This is a genomic window from Planococcus salinus, assembly GCF_003719725.1.
In the GTDB taxonomy this organism is placed as follows: domain Bacteria; phylum Bacillota; class Bacilli; order Bacillales_A; family Planococcaceae; genus Planococcus; species Planococcus salinus.
The window spans coordinates 217,219-231,253 of the sequence record NZ_RIAX01000004.1; the positions used below are offsets into that span (position 1 = coordinate 217,219).

11 protein-coding genes are annotated in these 14,035 nt (G+C 47.5%); 2 read left to right on the forward strand and 9 right to left on the reverse strand.

The genetic code is table 11. From position 1 onward, the window contains the following. Window positions 1–76: 76 nt before the first annotated feature. On the reverse strand, window positions 77–838 hold the full coding sequence (locus EEX84_RS07675) for a PAS domain S-box protein (protein WP_123165033.1): 762 nt from the start codon (window positions 836–838) through the stop codon (window positions 77–79). Between the two features lie 207 nt (window positions 839–1,045). On the opposite strand from EEX84_RS07675, the gene EEX84_RS07680 reads away from it, so the two are divergent. Both EEX84_RS07680 and EEX84_RS07685 read left to right on the forward strand, forming a co-directional pair. After that, window positions 1,046–2,374: an MFS transporter gene (locus EEX84_RS07680; RefSeq protein WP_240033939.1), complete on the forward strand. Its 1,329-nt coding sequence runs from the start codon at window positions 1,046–1,048 to the stop codon at window positions 2,372–2,374. A 196-nt stretch (window positions 2,375–2,570) separates the two neighbouring features. Beyond that, window positions 2,571–3,746 carry a M20 metallopeptidase family protein gene (locus tag EEX84_RS07685; protein ID WP_123165035.1) on the forward strand — a complete coding sequence of 392 codons (1,176 nt, stop codon included), beginning with the start codon at window positions 2,571–2,573 and terminating at the stop codon, window positions 3,744–3,746. 54 nt (window positions 3,747–3,800) lie between these two features. On the opposite strand, the gene EEX84_RS07690 is transcribed toward EEX84_RS07685, so the two are convergent. From EEX84_RS07690 to EEX84_RS07725, 8 genes are all read right to left on the reverse strand, one after another. Then, window positions 3,801–4,925: an aminotransferase gene (locus EEX84_RS07690; protein WP_123165036.1), complete on the reverse strand. Its 1,125-nt coding sequence runs from the start codon at window positions 4,923–4,925 to the stop codon at window positions 3,801–3,803. A gap of 14 nt (window positions 4,926–4,939) precedes the next feature. Beyond that, complete coding sequence (locus EEX84_RS07695; protein WP_123165037.1) at window positions 4,940–6,043, reverse strand: mandelate racemase/muconate lactonizing enzyme family protein; 1,104 nt, start codon at window positions 6,041–6,043, stop codon at window positions 4,940–4,942. A gap of 42 nt (window positions 6,044–6,085) precedes the next feature. Continuing rightward, entirely contained in the window at window positions 6,086–7,063 is a 978-nt protein-coding gene (locus EEX84_RS07700) for a threonine ammonia-lyase (RefSeq protein ID WP_240033940.1), read from the reverse strand. A 27-nt stretch (window positions 7,064–7,090) separates the two neighbouring features. Continuing rightward, window positions 7,091–8,251, reverse strand: a complete 1,161-nt coding sequence (locus tag EEX84_RS07705) for a M20 metallopeptidase family protein (RefSeq protein ID WP_123165039.1) — start codon at window positions 8,249–8,251, stop codon at window positions 7,091–7,093. A gap of 11 nt (window positions 8,252–8,262) precedes the next feature. Next, window positions 8,263–9,672 (reverse strand): YfcC family protein, encoded by a 1,410-nt coding sequence (locus EEX84_RS07710; protein WP_123165040.1) that lies wholly within the window; start codon window positions 9,670–9,672, stop codon window positions 8,263–8,265. A gap of 321 nt (window positions 9,673–9,993) precedes the next feature. Next, window positions 9,994–11,361 (reverse strand): YjiH family protein, encoded by a 1,368-nt coding sequence (locus EEX84_RS07715; RefSeq protein ID WP_123165041.1) that lies wholly within the window; start codon window positions 11,359–11,361, stop codon window positions 9,994–9,996. A gap of 12 nt (window positions 11,362–11,373) precedes the next feature. Beyond that, on the reverse strand, window positions 11,374–12,684 hold the full coding sequence (locus EEX84_RS07720) for an aspartate aminotransferase family protein (protein WP_123165042.1): 1,311 nt from the start codon (window positions 12,682–12,684) through the stop codon (window positions 11,374–11,376). Beyond that, window positions 12,681–14,021, reverse strand: a complete 1,341-nt coding sequence (locus EEX84_RS07725) for a sigma 54-interacting transcriptional regulator (RefSeq protein WP_123165043.1) — start codon at window positions 14,019–14,021, stop codon at window positions 12,681–12,683. Before EEX84_RS07725 ends, EEX84_RS07720 begins: the two co-directional genes overlap by 4 nt. Window positions 14,022–14,035: the final 14 nt, after the last annotated feature.

Sequence of the window (14,035 nt, forward strand, 5' to 3'; positions counted from 1 at the left end):
TAAATTTAAAACTAAATATTGTATTGTTCAACTATAAACTACTTTAAATCTCCTGACAAGGGGTGATTTTTTCCTGTCAGGAAGTCAGCCGCTTAATTGCTTCCTTTACATTGGACATGGTCGTCAACTGAGCGAAATCGATGCGCGACTCCACCGCCTTTTGTGCCAGCTCCGGCCGGATTCCTGTAAAAACCAACTGAATACCCAGCAATTGCATGATGGAAGTGATTTTGTACAGAAATTCGGCTACCACCTCATCGATGTTATAAATACCAGAGACGTCGACAATTAACCATTCAAGCTGATGACCTTGGACTTTTTTTGGAATGATCTCCAACAGCTGGTTGGTCCGGTCGCCGTCAACAGAGCCAACAAGCGGCAATACGGCAATGCCGTCTGCAATTGGCACAATCGGCGTAGCAATTTCATTTTTCAGCTTCGTTAATTTCCGCTCGGTCTCTTTCAAATTTGTGATGTCCCGGACAATCGACTGAATGGCTTCCGTCTCGCCGAATTGCACGGGATGGCAGTACAAATCAACTTCAGCGGTCGTGCCGTCAAAACGGTGGACGGTTGTTTCCATTAATTCGCCGACTTGCCTTTCTTCCGTGCCCAGGCGGATACGCTCAAGTATCATTTCCCGGTAATCCTCCGTAAAGATATCCACCACATTGGCTCCCACTACCGCCTCCTGCTGCGTCTTAAAGAAATCGGCCGCGGCTTTGTTAATGTAGAGAATTTTTTGTTGGGAATGGACAATAGTCGGTTCGAAAGAATATTCGGCAATTTGCCGGTACATTTCCTCTTTGTCCCTGCTGCTTAACTTATTTTGTAACATTCGTATTCCTCCGTCTTCCCTGTCAATGAATACTCTCCATTATACAGGTTTTCGCCAAAACTTTCAGATGCCAGAAGATTATTCAACTATACTAATTCTCTGAAACATTTCATTTTCATTACGTTAGGTCTTTAGAATTTAAAAAAATTTTTATTATGCTATGATAAGAAATTGTGTTTTTAATAATTAACGGAGATGGAATATATCATGAAACAACTTACAGGCTTTTCATTCCATTATGGATGGGTGATTGTAGCTCTTGCCGCTCTGTCCCAGTTTTTTTCAGGACCTGGCCAAACTTATTCCAATTCGATTTTCATCAATTACTATATAGATGATTTTGGCTGGAGCCGCTCCACGGTTTCCGGCATTTACTCAGCCGCCACATTGTTGGCAGGTTTTCTGCTGTTTTTTATCGGCCGCTTGATTGACCGCAATGGGTCACGAAAAATGGCTGTCATCGTTTCAATAGCGTTGGCTGTGGCTTGTCTGTTTAATAGTTTTGTTACCAGCCTGGTGATGCTGTTTATCGGGTTCTTTTTTATCCGCTTACTTGGACAAGGCTCTATGGCGCTCATTTCGAATGCATTAATCCCTCAGTGGTTCATCAAAAAGAGAGGCCGCGCCTTGAGCATCGCGGCAGTCGGCGGATTGATCAGTTCAGCCGCCTTTCCGCTATTGAATGTCTGGTTGATTGAAACCTTCGGCTGGCGCATGTCCTGGCTTCTGCTGGGTATCTTAATCATTGCACTTTTTACGCCGCTCGCCTTTTTTCTGATCAGAAATTCACCCGAAGACATCGGACTCAAGCCGGACAACGGCGATGGGGGCAAGCAGGAAGAAAAGAGCCCGGGCACTGAAGAAGTCAGCTGGACCGTCAAGGAAGCAGCCAAAACACGCTCTTTCTGGTTGCTGCTGCTGTGTGCGGGGATTCCGGGCATCGTTAACACCGGTCTGACTTTTCACCTTGTGTCAATCTTTGCTGAAAAATCCTTGTCCCTTGAAGCTGCAGCCAGTATTTTAAGCCTGACTGCACTGATTGGCCTGCCGGTGACATTTGCAGCCGGTATGCTGCTTGAAAAAGTCAAAGTACAATACATGCTGATTCTGGTCTTCGCAGGCGAACTCCTGTCGTTGTTCCTGCTGCAAAAAGCCGATTTCCTGGCAGCTGCCCTCGTATTTGGCGTTGTCTGGGGCATCAGTATGGGGATGGAACGCATCGTCATGGCCGTGGTCTGGCCGAATTATTTTGGCAGAAAACACATCGGCAGCATCAGTGGCATTTCGATGGCCATGATTGTCACCGGTTCTGCCCTCGGGCCATTGCCCCTCGGCATCGCTTTCGATGTATTCGGTGGCTATCAGGAAATCCTATGGGTGCTGATGAGCTTCCCTGTAGTGGGTATAATCAGCGCGAAACTGGCGCACCCACCCGTCAAGAAGGTGGATGCTGCCAACTCAGAAGAAACGAGCGACAGTGTCTTTCCCGAAGTTCCGACTATTAATACAGACCAGGCTCCTTCAGCCACTTCATGAGTTGTTTTGGCGAAAAAATCACCCGGCAAAGGAACCTGCAAGTACTGCGGCTCCAGGTAAAATCGGTTATTGAAAACCGGGAACATGTTACAATTAAACTGCCGAAGTCACAGCAACTCTCTTTTTGTTAGGTGATTTTTTTCAATACAATAAAGACTGCCGTGATGATACTTTAAATAATGAAGGAGATTTCTGCATGATAAAAGACGCTATCTTTGCGAATATATCAAAAAACAACGAAGAAATGATCAGAGTCAGACGCCACTTGCATATGCATCCGGAACTGTCCCACCAGGAAGTCGAAACACCTGAATTTATCGCGTCCTACCTGGAAGAACTCGGGATTGAAGTCCAGCGCAACGTTGGAGGCAGAGGGGTTGTCGGAAAGATTCACGGAGGAAAGCCCGGGAAGACCATTGCATTCAGGGCGGATTTTGACGCCTTGCCGATTCAAGATGCCAAAGACGTGCCTTATAAATCGACGGTGCCGGGTGTCATGCATGCTTGCGGACACGATGGCCATACGGCGGCGTTGCTTGGTTTTGCGAAAGCGATGAATGAAGTGAAAGAGGAACTTGAAGGGACAATTGTGCTGATCCATCAATTTGGTGAAGAGCTGTCACCCGGAGGGGCAAAAGGAATGATCGCGGACGGTTGCCTGGATGGTGTCGACGCAATTTACGGAGCCCATCTTCAGTCACAAATGACAGCCGGCTATGTCTACGGCCGTGAAGGTTATTTACAGGCTGCAGAAGACGCCATTAAAATCACCGTGAAAGGGTCTGGCACTCATGGTGCAGAACCGCATACCGGCGTAGACCCGATTTTAGGCGCCAGCCATATCATGGTCGCCCTGCAATCCATTGTCAGCCGAAATGCAGATCCATTGAAAGAGCTTGTTGTATCCATCGGCAAATTCCATGCCGGAGATGCCGACAACGTCATTCCTGAAAAGGCGGTCATGGAAGGAACAATCCGTGTGTTTGATGAAAACCTGCGGGAGCTTGCAAACCGGCGGGTGAAAGAACTGGCTGAAGCTGTCGGACAAGGGTTCGGCTGCAAGGTGGAAGTTGCTGTTGACAAAGGATATGACTCTTTATGGAATCATGCCGAGGAAACGGACATCGTGCGGCAAGCTGTAAAAGCCTCGTTTGGAGAAGAAGCATTCGTCGATATGGACCCGGTTATGCCTGTAGAAGATTTTTCTTATTACCTGCAACAAGTACCAGGATCCTTTTTCTTTGTGGGAGCAAAGCAGGAGAATGTGGAGAACACTTATCCTCATCACCATGAAAAGTTCGATTTTGACGAATCAGCCATGGAATTGACAGCTAAGGTATTTGCAGCCACTTATCTCGAAGCACAGAAATAAAAGCAGTATGGGCGATTGTCGCCCATACTGCTTTTTCTTTTTCTATGCAACGCTTTATTCCACAGTCTTCAAATACTCCGAGAATTTCTCCAGCCCGTTTTTAAGCACTTCGGTTGAGCAGGCATAGCCGATTCGCACGGTTCCTTCTAAGTCGAAACAGCTGCCCGGGGCTAAAAAAGCGCCGTTTGTTTTGAACAAGTCGATGCAAAACTGTTCTGAAGGAACGTCCGATTCGTATTTCAGAATGGCTGTTGTTCCACCCTGCGGCTTGAAATACGTGATCTTTTCTTCTTTTTCCACCCAATCATCCAGTATCTGCAGGTTGTCACGGATGATTTTCAAGTTGCGTTTCATAATTTCATCGTAGTTTTCCAAGGCATGAACCGCCAATAGATCGTCAATGCGGCCGTTGCTGATGGTGGTGTAATCGCGGCGGACCAAACATCTCTCAATCAGTTCTTCGGGCCCTGCTATCCAGCCAAGGCGTAACCCCGCCAGCGAAAGGGATTTGGACATGCTGCCTGTGCTGATGCCCTTGTCGTATAAATCAGCCATCGCTGGTATTTCCGCGTCAGGATCCTGCCACAACCCCCGGTATACTTCATCGCATAAAAGATAAGCATCCTGCTTGCGTGCGATGTCCACTATTTTCTTCAAATAATCAGCATCCATCACGGAACCTGAAGGGTTATTCGGATTGTTGATGATGATCAGCTTCGTCTTGGAATTGACCAGTGATTCCAGCTCCTCCAGGTCCGGCAAATAGTCATTTTCCTGCGTGAGACGCAATCGTTTCACCTGCGCTCCGAACGATTCCGGAACCGAATGCAACTGCTGATAAGTAGGATCTACACAAACAACTTCATCTCCCGGCTCGATCAATGTATACAACACCAGAAAGTTTGCGCCGATGGCACCGTTCATGGACAGAATATTTTCAGGTTTCATCGTTTTGTATAGACTCGCTACGTTATTCTTGAATTTCGGCGAACCTGTAATATGACCATACGTCAGTTTTTTATCGCCAATGGAGCGGAAGAATTCGTCATAATCGCTTCCCCCAGTCGTTACCAGTTCTTTTATGCTTAACGAATCTACACACGTTTCTGCCAGATTATAAACGGCGTCATTCTCGTATTCATTCATCCACTCTTCGATTGCAAATGGTTTTATTTTCATCGAAACGCTCCTTTTTAAACTGTGATATGGACTTCCATTAACTCTTTCACAATCTCTTCGTTTACTTCAACACCCAAACCGGGCAGTTCAGGGAACCGCAGGACATCTCCATCGAATGAAACAGATGCGACGTCTTTGGAAAACATGAAAGGACCGACAAGTTCGTTGGATTGGATAATGTCTCTCGCGATGGACAAGTGCGCACCAGCCATGGTCCCTACTGCTGACTCCACCATCGATCCCACCTGGCAAGGCAAGCCGGCTGCTTCTGCCATGCTCGCCATCGCCAATGCAGGATAAATGCCTCCTGTTTTCATCAGTTTGATGTTCACCATATCAGCCGAACGGTTTTGTATGACGTTCAATAAATCCCCCGTACCGTGGATGCCTTCGTCGATCATAACTTTCGCATGGGAAACCCGGCGAATTTCCTGCATGCTCAGGATATCTGCAGCCAATACAGGCTGTTCATACCAATCCACCAGACAGTCCTTCGTTTTTTCAATAACTGTCACTGCGCTGATGCGGTCCCATCCCTGGTTCGCATCCACCCGTAAATTCACTTCTTTCGGAATGGCGTTTCGAACAGCCCGGATCCGCTCAATATCAGTCTCTGCATCCGTCCCTACTTTTATCTTGACGTTACGGAAGCCTTCACCGACAATCCGGCGGGCATCTTCTGCCATTTCACCCGGAGATTTTATGCTGATTACTTGAGGCATAACGAGAAAGTCATGCGCTTTGCCCCCAATAAGCTGGTAAACCGGCTGACCTGTGATCTTCCCCATCAGATCATATAATGCACAATCTATAGCCGCTTTGGCAGTGGGATTTCCAAGTATCTTCTTATTCATTTTTTTATGGATTAATTCAATTTGAAAAGGGCTTAAACCTTTCAGCAGAGGCGCCAGTTCATGCTCCAGAATCTGCATGACAGAATGATGGGTTTCACCGGTCACATGCTGATCCGGCACTGCTTCCCCCCATCCGACTGTGCCATCAGCCAACTCAATTTTTACGAGAATCACGGGCATATCGTCGTATCGATCATAAGAGACAATGAACGGCTCATGCAACGGCAGTCGTATTCCGTATATATCGACTTTGGCGATTTTCATAACGCATCTCCCTCCAATAAAATCCTGAAAGTACTACCTTCGTTATTTCCCAGTTTCTTCAAACTCATTGTAGAATTGTGCCAGTCTTCCGAGATCCACGTTGCTTCCGGTGGCAATCGTAATGATTTTTTTGCCTTTTACATCTGGAACGAGCCCTTTCTGTAATGCCGCAATCCCGACGACTGCAGAACCTTCCAGCATGTAATGATGCTGCTTCGCCATCCAGTACATGGCTCTTGCCACATCTTTTTCTGTAACCAAGACAAAGTCATCCACGATTTCTTTCGCCAGATCAAAGTTGCCGGCTGTAATTCCACCATGCAACCCTTCGGCATAAGACGGACGATATTCAACATCCACCAATTTTCCCGCTTTAAAAGAGTAATACCACGGCGGAGAAGTGTCTGTCTGGATTCCGATCACTTTGATGGCAGGGTTTATCGCTTTTGCCACAAGAGCTGCGCCGCATAATAATCCACCGCCTCCAGCGGGAATCAGCAAGATATCGGCATCAGGCTGTTCGAGAAGCGCCTCCAGGCCAGCTGTCCCTTGTCCTGCCACTACCAGGTCGTCTTCAAATGCATTCACAAAAACCCGTCCGGTCTCTTCTGCAAGCTGAAGTGCATGGTCTTCAGCTTCATCGTACAAATCTCCGTGAATAATCAATTCTCCGCCGTAGCGCTTGATGCCTTCCAACTTTGTCTGAGGTGTTGACGAAGGCACGACAATTTGCGCTGAGATCCCTTTCAGTGTGGAAGCGTAGGCAACTGCCTGGGCATGATTGCCGGCAGAAGCAGTTACGACGCCCCGTTTCTGCTCTTCCTGCGTTAAAGCATCCATCTTATTCAATGCGCCCCGCACTTTAAAAGACCCCGTTTTTTGCAAAGCTTCCATTTTTATATAGACTTCCGCTCCTGTTTCGGTTGAAAGCTGGTCTGAGTACACCAAAGGCGTTTTGTTGATCCTTCCTTCTAATCGTTTGGCTGCGATTAATACGTCTTGGAATGTCGCTTTTAACAAATGACAACCTCCTCTTTTGGACATTGGTTAACTTGAGGGATAATCCTGAACAATCTTGATGAACAGCTGGATAGCCGATTCAAACACATCTTCGTCAAGATCGAACTTGGCATGATGGTGAGGATACCTGCTTTTTTCTCCTTTCATCCCGACAAAGACAAATGCTCCCTGCTTTTTCTGCAGATAAAACGAAAAATCCTCAGCGGCCATGGTACTGTCTAAAAGGGAAAAAACATCTTCTCCCAGATGCTCTTTAATGACAGTTTCTACAAAAGCACTTTCTTTTGGATCATTAACAAGCGGCGGTGTGCCTTCAATAAATTCAATTTTATGGTCCGCTGAAAAAGTGGAACAGATTCCAGCAGTTTGCTGGGCGATCCTCTCTTTCATAAATGCCTGTGTTTCAGGGGTTACCGCACGCATTGTTCCGTACAATTCCACCTTTGAAGGGATAATACTGTAACTAGACCCTCCATCAACTTTCCCAATAGAAATGACGGCAGGCTCAATAGGATTGGTCTGCCTGCTTGTTATCGCTTGGAACGACTGGATTAAGTGTGTAGCGATGTAAATAGGATCTGTCGTTTCATGCGGCATTGAGCCATGTCCCCCGCTCGCGTCAATTGTTACATGAAAATCATCGACCGATGCCATCATCGGTCCAGGCTTCAAACCTATTTTTCCTTTTTCCAGCCCCTGCCACAAGTGGATGCCGAAAATGGCGTCCACGTCATCCAATATTCCCGCCTGAACGAGTCCTTCTGCTCCGCTTGGCGTGATTTCTTCGGCAGACTGGAAGATGAACTTCACATTATGTTCAATCGAATTTCTGTTTTCCGCCATCCATTTCGCAACAGCAAGCAGGATAGCTGTATGTCCGTCATGGCCGCAAGCATGCGATACGCCTGGATTCATCGATTTATACCCTTCTTTGCCCCCTTCTTCCTGAACGGGAAGAGCGTCTATATCTGCACGCAAAGCAATCGTCTTTTTTCCCACCGTTCCCGGAAGATAGGCGATTAAATTGGGGGACGGGTAATCTGCCAGTTGCAGACCAAGCTCTGTAACGATGTCTTTAATGTAATTGTAGGTGTTGAATTCTTTTCCGGATAGCTCCGGGTGTTTATGGAGAAACCGTCTATGGACGATACTCCATTCTGCCAGTGAGCGGAGTTGATCAGTATTCATCTTCTCTCTCCTTAAAATGGTCCGTAATTAATAAAGTGGGCAATGAGCAAAAATACGACAGCAATTCCGACCTGCAGCAAAGCAAAAGGAAAAACCCATTTTATCCACTTGCCCCACGGTATACCTGCCAAAGCTAAGCCGGCCATAAAGAACCCGACTGTCGGGAACAGTATGTTCGATATGCCATCACCCAGCTGATAAGCCAATACGGCTGTTTGTCTTGTCACGCCGATCAAATCTCCTAATGGAGCCATAATCGGCATCGTCAAAGCGGCCTGTCCGCTTCCGGAAGGAATCAGGAAGTTAAAGAACAACTGGAACACAAACATCCCAACAGCGCTCAAGGCTGCCGGCAAATTTTCCAAAACGCCTGAAGCGTAATAGAGGATGGTGTCCATCAGCATTCCACTTTGGAATATAACCAGGATGGCTTGCGCGAACCCGATAACCAAAGCTCCCGGCACCAGAAGTTTGGCCCCGTCAATAAAGCTGTCGGCAATCCCCCCAGGCGTTAATTTCCCGATCAGCCCCATCAAAATTCCAAAAAGCAAAAATAATCCAGCTATCTCCGTTATGTACCAGCCATAATTCAATACACCGAAAATCAAAACAATGAAGTTAATCAGGAAAACAATCAATACCAGTTTATGCCGTCTTTCCATCTTGAAGTTCTGATCAAGCTCGACCGTGGTATTGGGATCCTGGTCACCATAAAAGCCCAGCTTCGGGTTATTTTTGACTTTCTTCGCATGGCGCCATACATACCATACAGCCGCAATATACAAAGTGGCCAAAAGTGCCAGCCGCAAACCGATGCCGGAAAACGTCGGCAATTCGGCCACTCCCTGTGCGACCCCGACTGTAAATGGATTCATGACAGCTGCTGAAAATCCAACCGATGCTCCAAGAGAGACAATTGCGAATCCTGTGATGGCATCAAACCGTAAGGCTATTGCCAGCGGCACTAAAATGCCGATATAAACCAATGTTTCTTCCGCCATCCCCATCAATGTACCGGCAGCAGCGAAAAAGAGCATAAGTACAGGAATCAGGAGAGTACCCCGATCAGCCAGTTTCACTGTCAAAAATGTAACCAGGGCATCCAGCGCCCCGGTCGCTTTCAAAATTCCAAAAGCTCCCCCTACCATAAACACAAAGAAAATGATGGACGCGCCTTCAATCATACCCAGATGAACACTATTGAATACGTCCATAAAACCGACAGGCGACGATTCAGTAAAGCTGAAAGACGTCGGATCCACTACAGTCCGTCCATCGACTTCCGATCTTTCGTAGCTTCCTGCGGGCATGATGTAGGTCAAAATCGCAGATATTACGATGACGATAAAAATAAGAACAAACGCATTAATTCCTTTTGACTCTGTAACTTCTTCTGTATTCGGTGCTGGCTTATTGCTCATGTTTTTCCCTCCAATTTGTGATATTTCTCAAAACAGCTCCGAAATGCTCGTGCTCCTGCATCGACTTTTTCATCCGTTAATGTATACACTATACATTATTGAATAATAAAATGACAAGGCAATTTGAATTTTTTAAAAAAATCACTGTAGCGCCCAGTCAATCAGTTAAAAATTCAATATAAAAATTGAAAAGGCTTACATTAATAAATATGAATATTTATGTATGATGAGTTCTTAAATGATTTTTCGCCGGCTCATAAATACAAAAAACAAGCTCCTGACCGGAAGAGCCGGCTGCGAGCTTGCTTTTTGGCGCCTGTGTTACCCGACAAACAAATGGGCAAACAATACGAGCACAGGCAGTGTAATGATCGTACGCAGAATGAAAATCACGACCAGCTCCCAGAACTTGACCGGGATGTTGGAGCGCAGGATCAGAATGCCGATTTCCGACATGTAAATCAATTGTGTCAGAGAGATACCGGCGATGACGAATCGTGTCATTTCACTGTCAACACCACTGCCCAGTACGGCCGGCAGGAACATATCCGCGAAACCGACGAGGAACGTCGGAGCCGCTTCCGCCGCTTCAGGCAACCCAAGTAAGGTCAACACGGGAATCAATGGGTATGAAATGATGCGGAAAATCGGCGTATATTCCGCTACCATCAACGCCACCGTTCCAAGTGCCATCACCAGTGGAATCAGCCCAAGCCAGATATCCAGTACTGTCTGGACACCGGATTTCACCAGAGTTTTTGGCCCGGCAGCTGTATTCGCTTTCAGACGGGCTTCCTGATAACCCCATTTCAGCAAAGATACGCCTTCCGGTACCGTATCATCAATTTGTTTGCCGACGGGTTCAAAATACGTGTCTTCCTTTCGGGACAAAGGCGGAATCCGCGGCATAATGACAGCAGCCACCAGACAAGCCACAGATACTGCGACATAAAAAGGGACAAACAAGTGGCCGATGCCGATGACGTTTGCCACTACCAGGCTGAAAGCGATGGACGCAATTGAGAAAGTTGTGGCGATGACCGAAGCTTCCCGCTTCGTATAATAACCTTCGTCGTATTGCTTCATCGTCACCAGGACGCCCACTGGTGCTGCTCCCATCCAGGAAGCCATCGTATCAATAGACGAACGGCCCGGCAACGTGAACAGCGGACGCATGACCTTGTTCAACAATGTTCCCACGAACTCCATTAACCCGAACTCCACCAGCAAAGGCAGTAAAATTCCGGCAAACAAAAACCAGGTTAACAAAACAGGAGCCAAATCATACAGCACCACTCCTCCGGTGGCGCGCGAAGCAATCGGTTCAGGACCAATTTCATAAAACGCCATGATCCCAAAAACCAAAGCGCCCGCGCGGACAATCAAACCAATTGGGCCGGTGATAAACAAACCGCGCAGAAACGGGGACTCCCGCACAAATGCCGGCTTCGAAACAGTCGCTCCAAGGCTTCCAAGTGCCGACACACCCAGCAGAAATAAAATGAACGCTGGAATCCACTCGCCAAATGTGGTTTGCAGGTAAGAAGCCAGTATCCCGACTCCAATCGTCACTTCGTCATTGTAAGAAACAGGAACCAAAAATAATAATGCACCAATCAGTGATGGAATCAGGAATTTCCACGTGGCAGTGCGGGAGATTTTCTCTTCCCGTTTTTGAACGATTGTCATAACAAATCCCCCTTATTTATTGCAGGCGTTGAAAGCCTGGTCCAGCACATCAATGCCGATATCAATTTGCTCTTTGGAAACAGTCAGCGGCGGAATCATCCGGATAACTTCCCCTGAGTTGCCGCAGAGATAAAATAGCACGCCTTTTTCCAGGCAGGCATTCAATACATCCATGACGGCTTCCCCGTTCGGTTTCCCGGTTTCCGGCACATGCAATTCGATGCCGATCATCAATCCAACTCCTCGGACATTTTTGATCACGTCATGCTTTTGTTTCAAGTGTTCCAGCTGTTCCAGCGCGTACGCACCCATTTGGTTGGCGTTTTCCATCAGCTTTTCTTCCTTCATCACTTCGATTGAAGCCAGCGCCGCTGAACATGCCATCGGATTGCCTCCGAACGTGGTCCCGTGGGTGCCAAGCGGCCATTGCTCCATCAGCTCTTTCGACGCCACGGTAGCGCTGAGCGGAAGACCCGCTGCGATGCCCTTTGCGACTGCCATGATGTCCGGCGCGACACCGAATGTCTGGGCGGCAAACCAATTGCCGGTGCGGCCGAAGCCGGTCTGTACTTCATCGTAGATCAGCAGAATGCCGTGACGGTCGCAAATTTCACGTACTTTTGCGAGCCACTCTTTCGGCGGAATGATATAGCCGCCTTCTCCCAATACCGGTTCCAGAATGATGCACGCGACTTCTTCCGGTGTCACTTGATGATTGAACAGTTTTTCCACATCACGCTCCAGCTTTTCAGGAAAGAAGACCGCCGGGTCCGCTCCTTCCGGCAATTCATCCGGATGCGCATACGGCAATTGATACGTCAGCCAGGACGGCTGCATAAACTTACGGTATTTGCTCTTCGATGTAGAAACGCTGAGCGCACCCATGGAACGTCCATGGAAGCAGCCTGTGAATGACACGACATATGGACGTTTTGTCACATACTTCGCCAGTTTGATGCCTCCTTCAATCGCTTCTGTTCCACTGTTGGCGAAAAAGAAATTGTCCAATTTCGGCGGCATGATCTGTTGCAGTTCATGAGCCAGTTTTAAAATCGATTCATAGATGATGACTCCCGATGGGCCATGAATCAGATGATCTGCACTGTCTTTGATGGCCTGTACCACTTTTGGATGGCGGTGACCGACATTTTCCACTGCGATGCCGGAAGTGAAGTCCAAATATTCTTTTCCGTCAGCACCGTAATAATAGCAGCCTTCCGCTTTTACGACAGGCAGATTGGGGTGATCTTTTGCCATGCTTGGTGCGAGCAGATTTCCGATTGAGCCGACAAGTTCCTGCCAGTCTGGTTGAGTTGTAGTCATTCCTCTTCATCTCCTATAGAATTATTGGTGTATTTTTGAAGTTTGCGGACAACTGAAGGCTGGCTGATACCCAGTGCTTTCGCCATTTCAGTCGTGGTTTTGTATCGTTCCTGTGCATTCAGCAGCACTTTCTTTTCGACAACATCCATAATGTGCGGCAGGGTCTGTCCATCGATTTCAATGCCGAGGCGTTCCGCTTCATCCGGCCGGTAATTCGCCGGCAAGTCCTGCCAGCTGATTACAGCTGTCTCACTTTCCACAAAACTGCGCTCCAACACATTTTTCAACTCGCGGAAATTTCCGGGCCACCGCTGTTGCATCAGATGAAGATGGACGTCTTCTTCCAACACTTTTTTGTCATTATGCTTTTCGTTCAGCTCTTCAAGGAACTGGACGATTGCCCTGTCCAAATCTTCCGTCCGTTCCCTCAGCGGCTTTAAGTGAATAGCGGCCACATGCAGGAAATAAAACAGATCTTCCCGGAACAAACTTTGTTCAGTCAGCTTTTCGAGCGGTTCTTCGCTGAGGGCAACCACACAAGTATCCGGCCGCTCGGATAACAGCTCATATAATGTAGCCTGAGAGGCCAAAGAAAGCTGATCGACTTCTTTTAATACGAGCGTCCCGTTCTCGGCCAGGGGCAAGTAGCCTTGCATTTTCGGCTCTCCCTGGCCGGTAAAGGCTTGCCGGAACACACCTTCCGGGATTGTGCCGCAGTTCACTTCGATAAAAGGGCCATCGCTGCGCTGGCTCTGTTTATGGATCATCTTGGCGAGCGACGTCTTTCCGACGCCCGGCTCTCCCTGGATAACAGCAGGCACATCAAATTGAGCCATCTTCAAAGCAGTTTTGACGGCGCGAACCGATGACGCACTCTCTGCAATAAAATTACCAGTTTCCATTTGTTGTCCGCGCCAATAAGCGAGCTCTTCTTTAACCAAAGACATCTCGGTTTCCAAATCCCGCAGATAATCTTTGATGACAATCAGCTCGGACAACTCATAAGAATAACTGATAACATATTCCACTTCCCGCTCCTTATTAAAGAGAGGAATGCCAGTGATCAAAACCTTCCTTCCCGAAGGAGTCATTTGTACAGTCACGACTTTCTTTTTCTGCTCCACCACTGCCGGTGTAATCGGCGGCGTAAAGATTCCCTGGGATTCCAGGTCGAAGATGGACTTTCCCAGAAGTTCCTCCGGGTCAACACCGTAATGTTCGCCACTGATTTGTGTAACTTTCAAAATAATGCCTTCACGCGTCGTAATCATAATGTCTTCGTCGTAGCTGTCCATGATTTCTTCCCGGTTATTCGAAAGCATAAAAATAGGATTCATCACCGGCCTCCTGT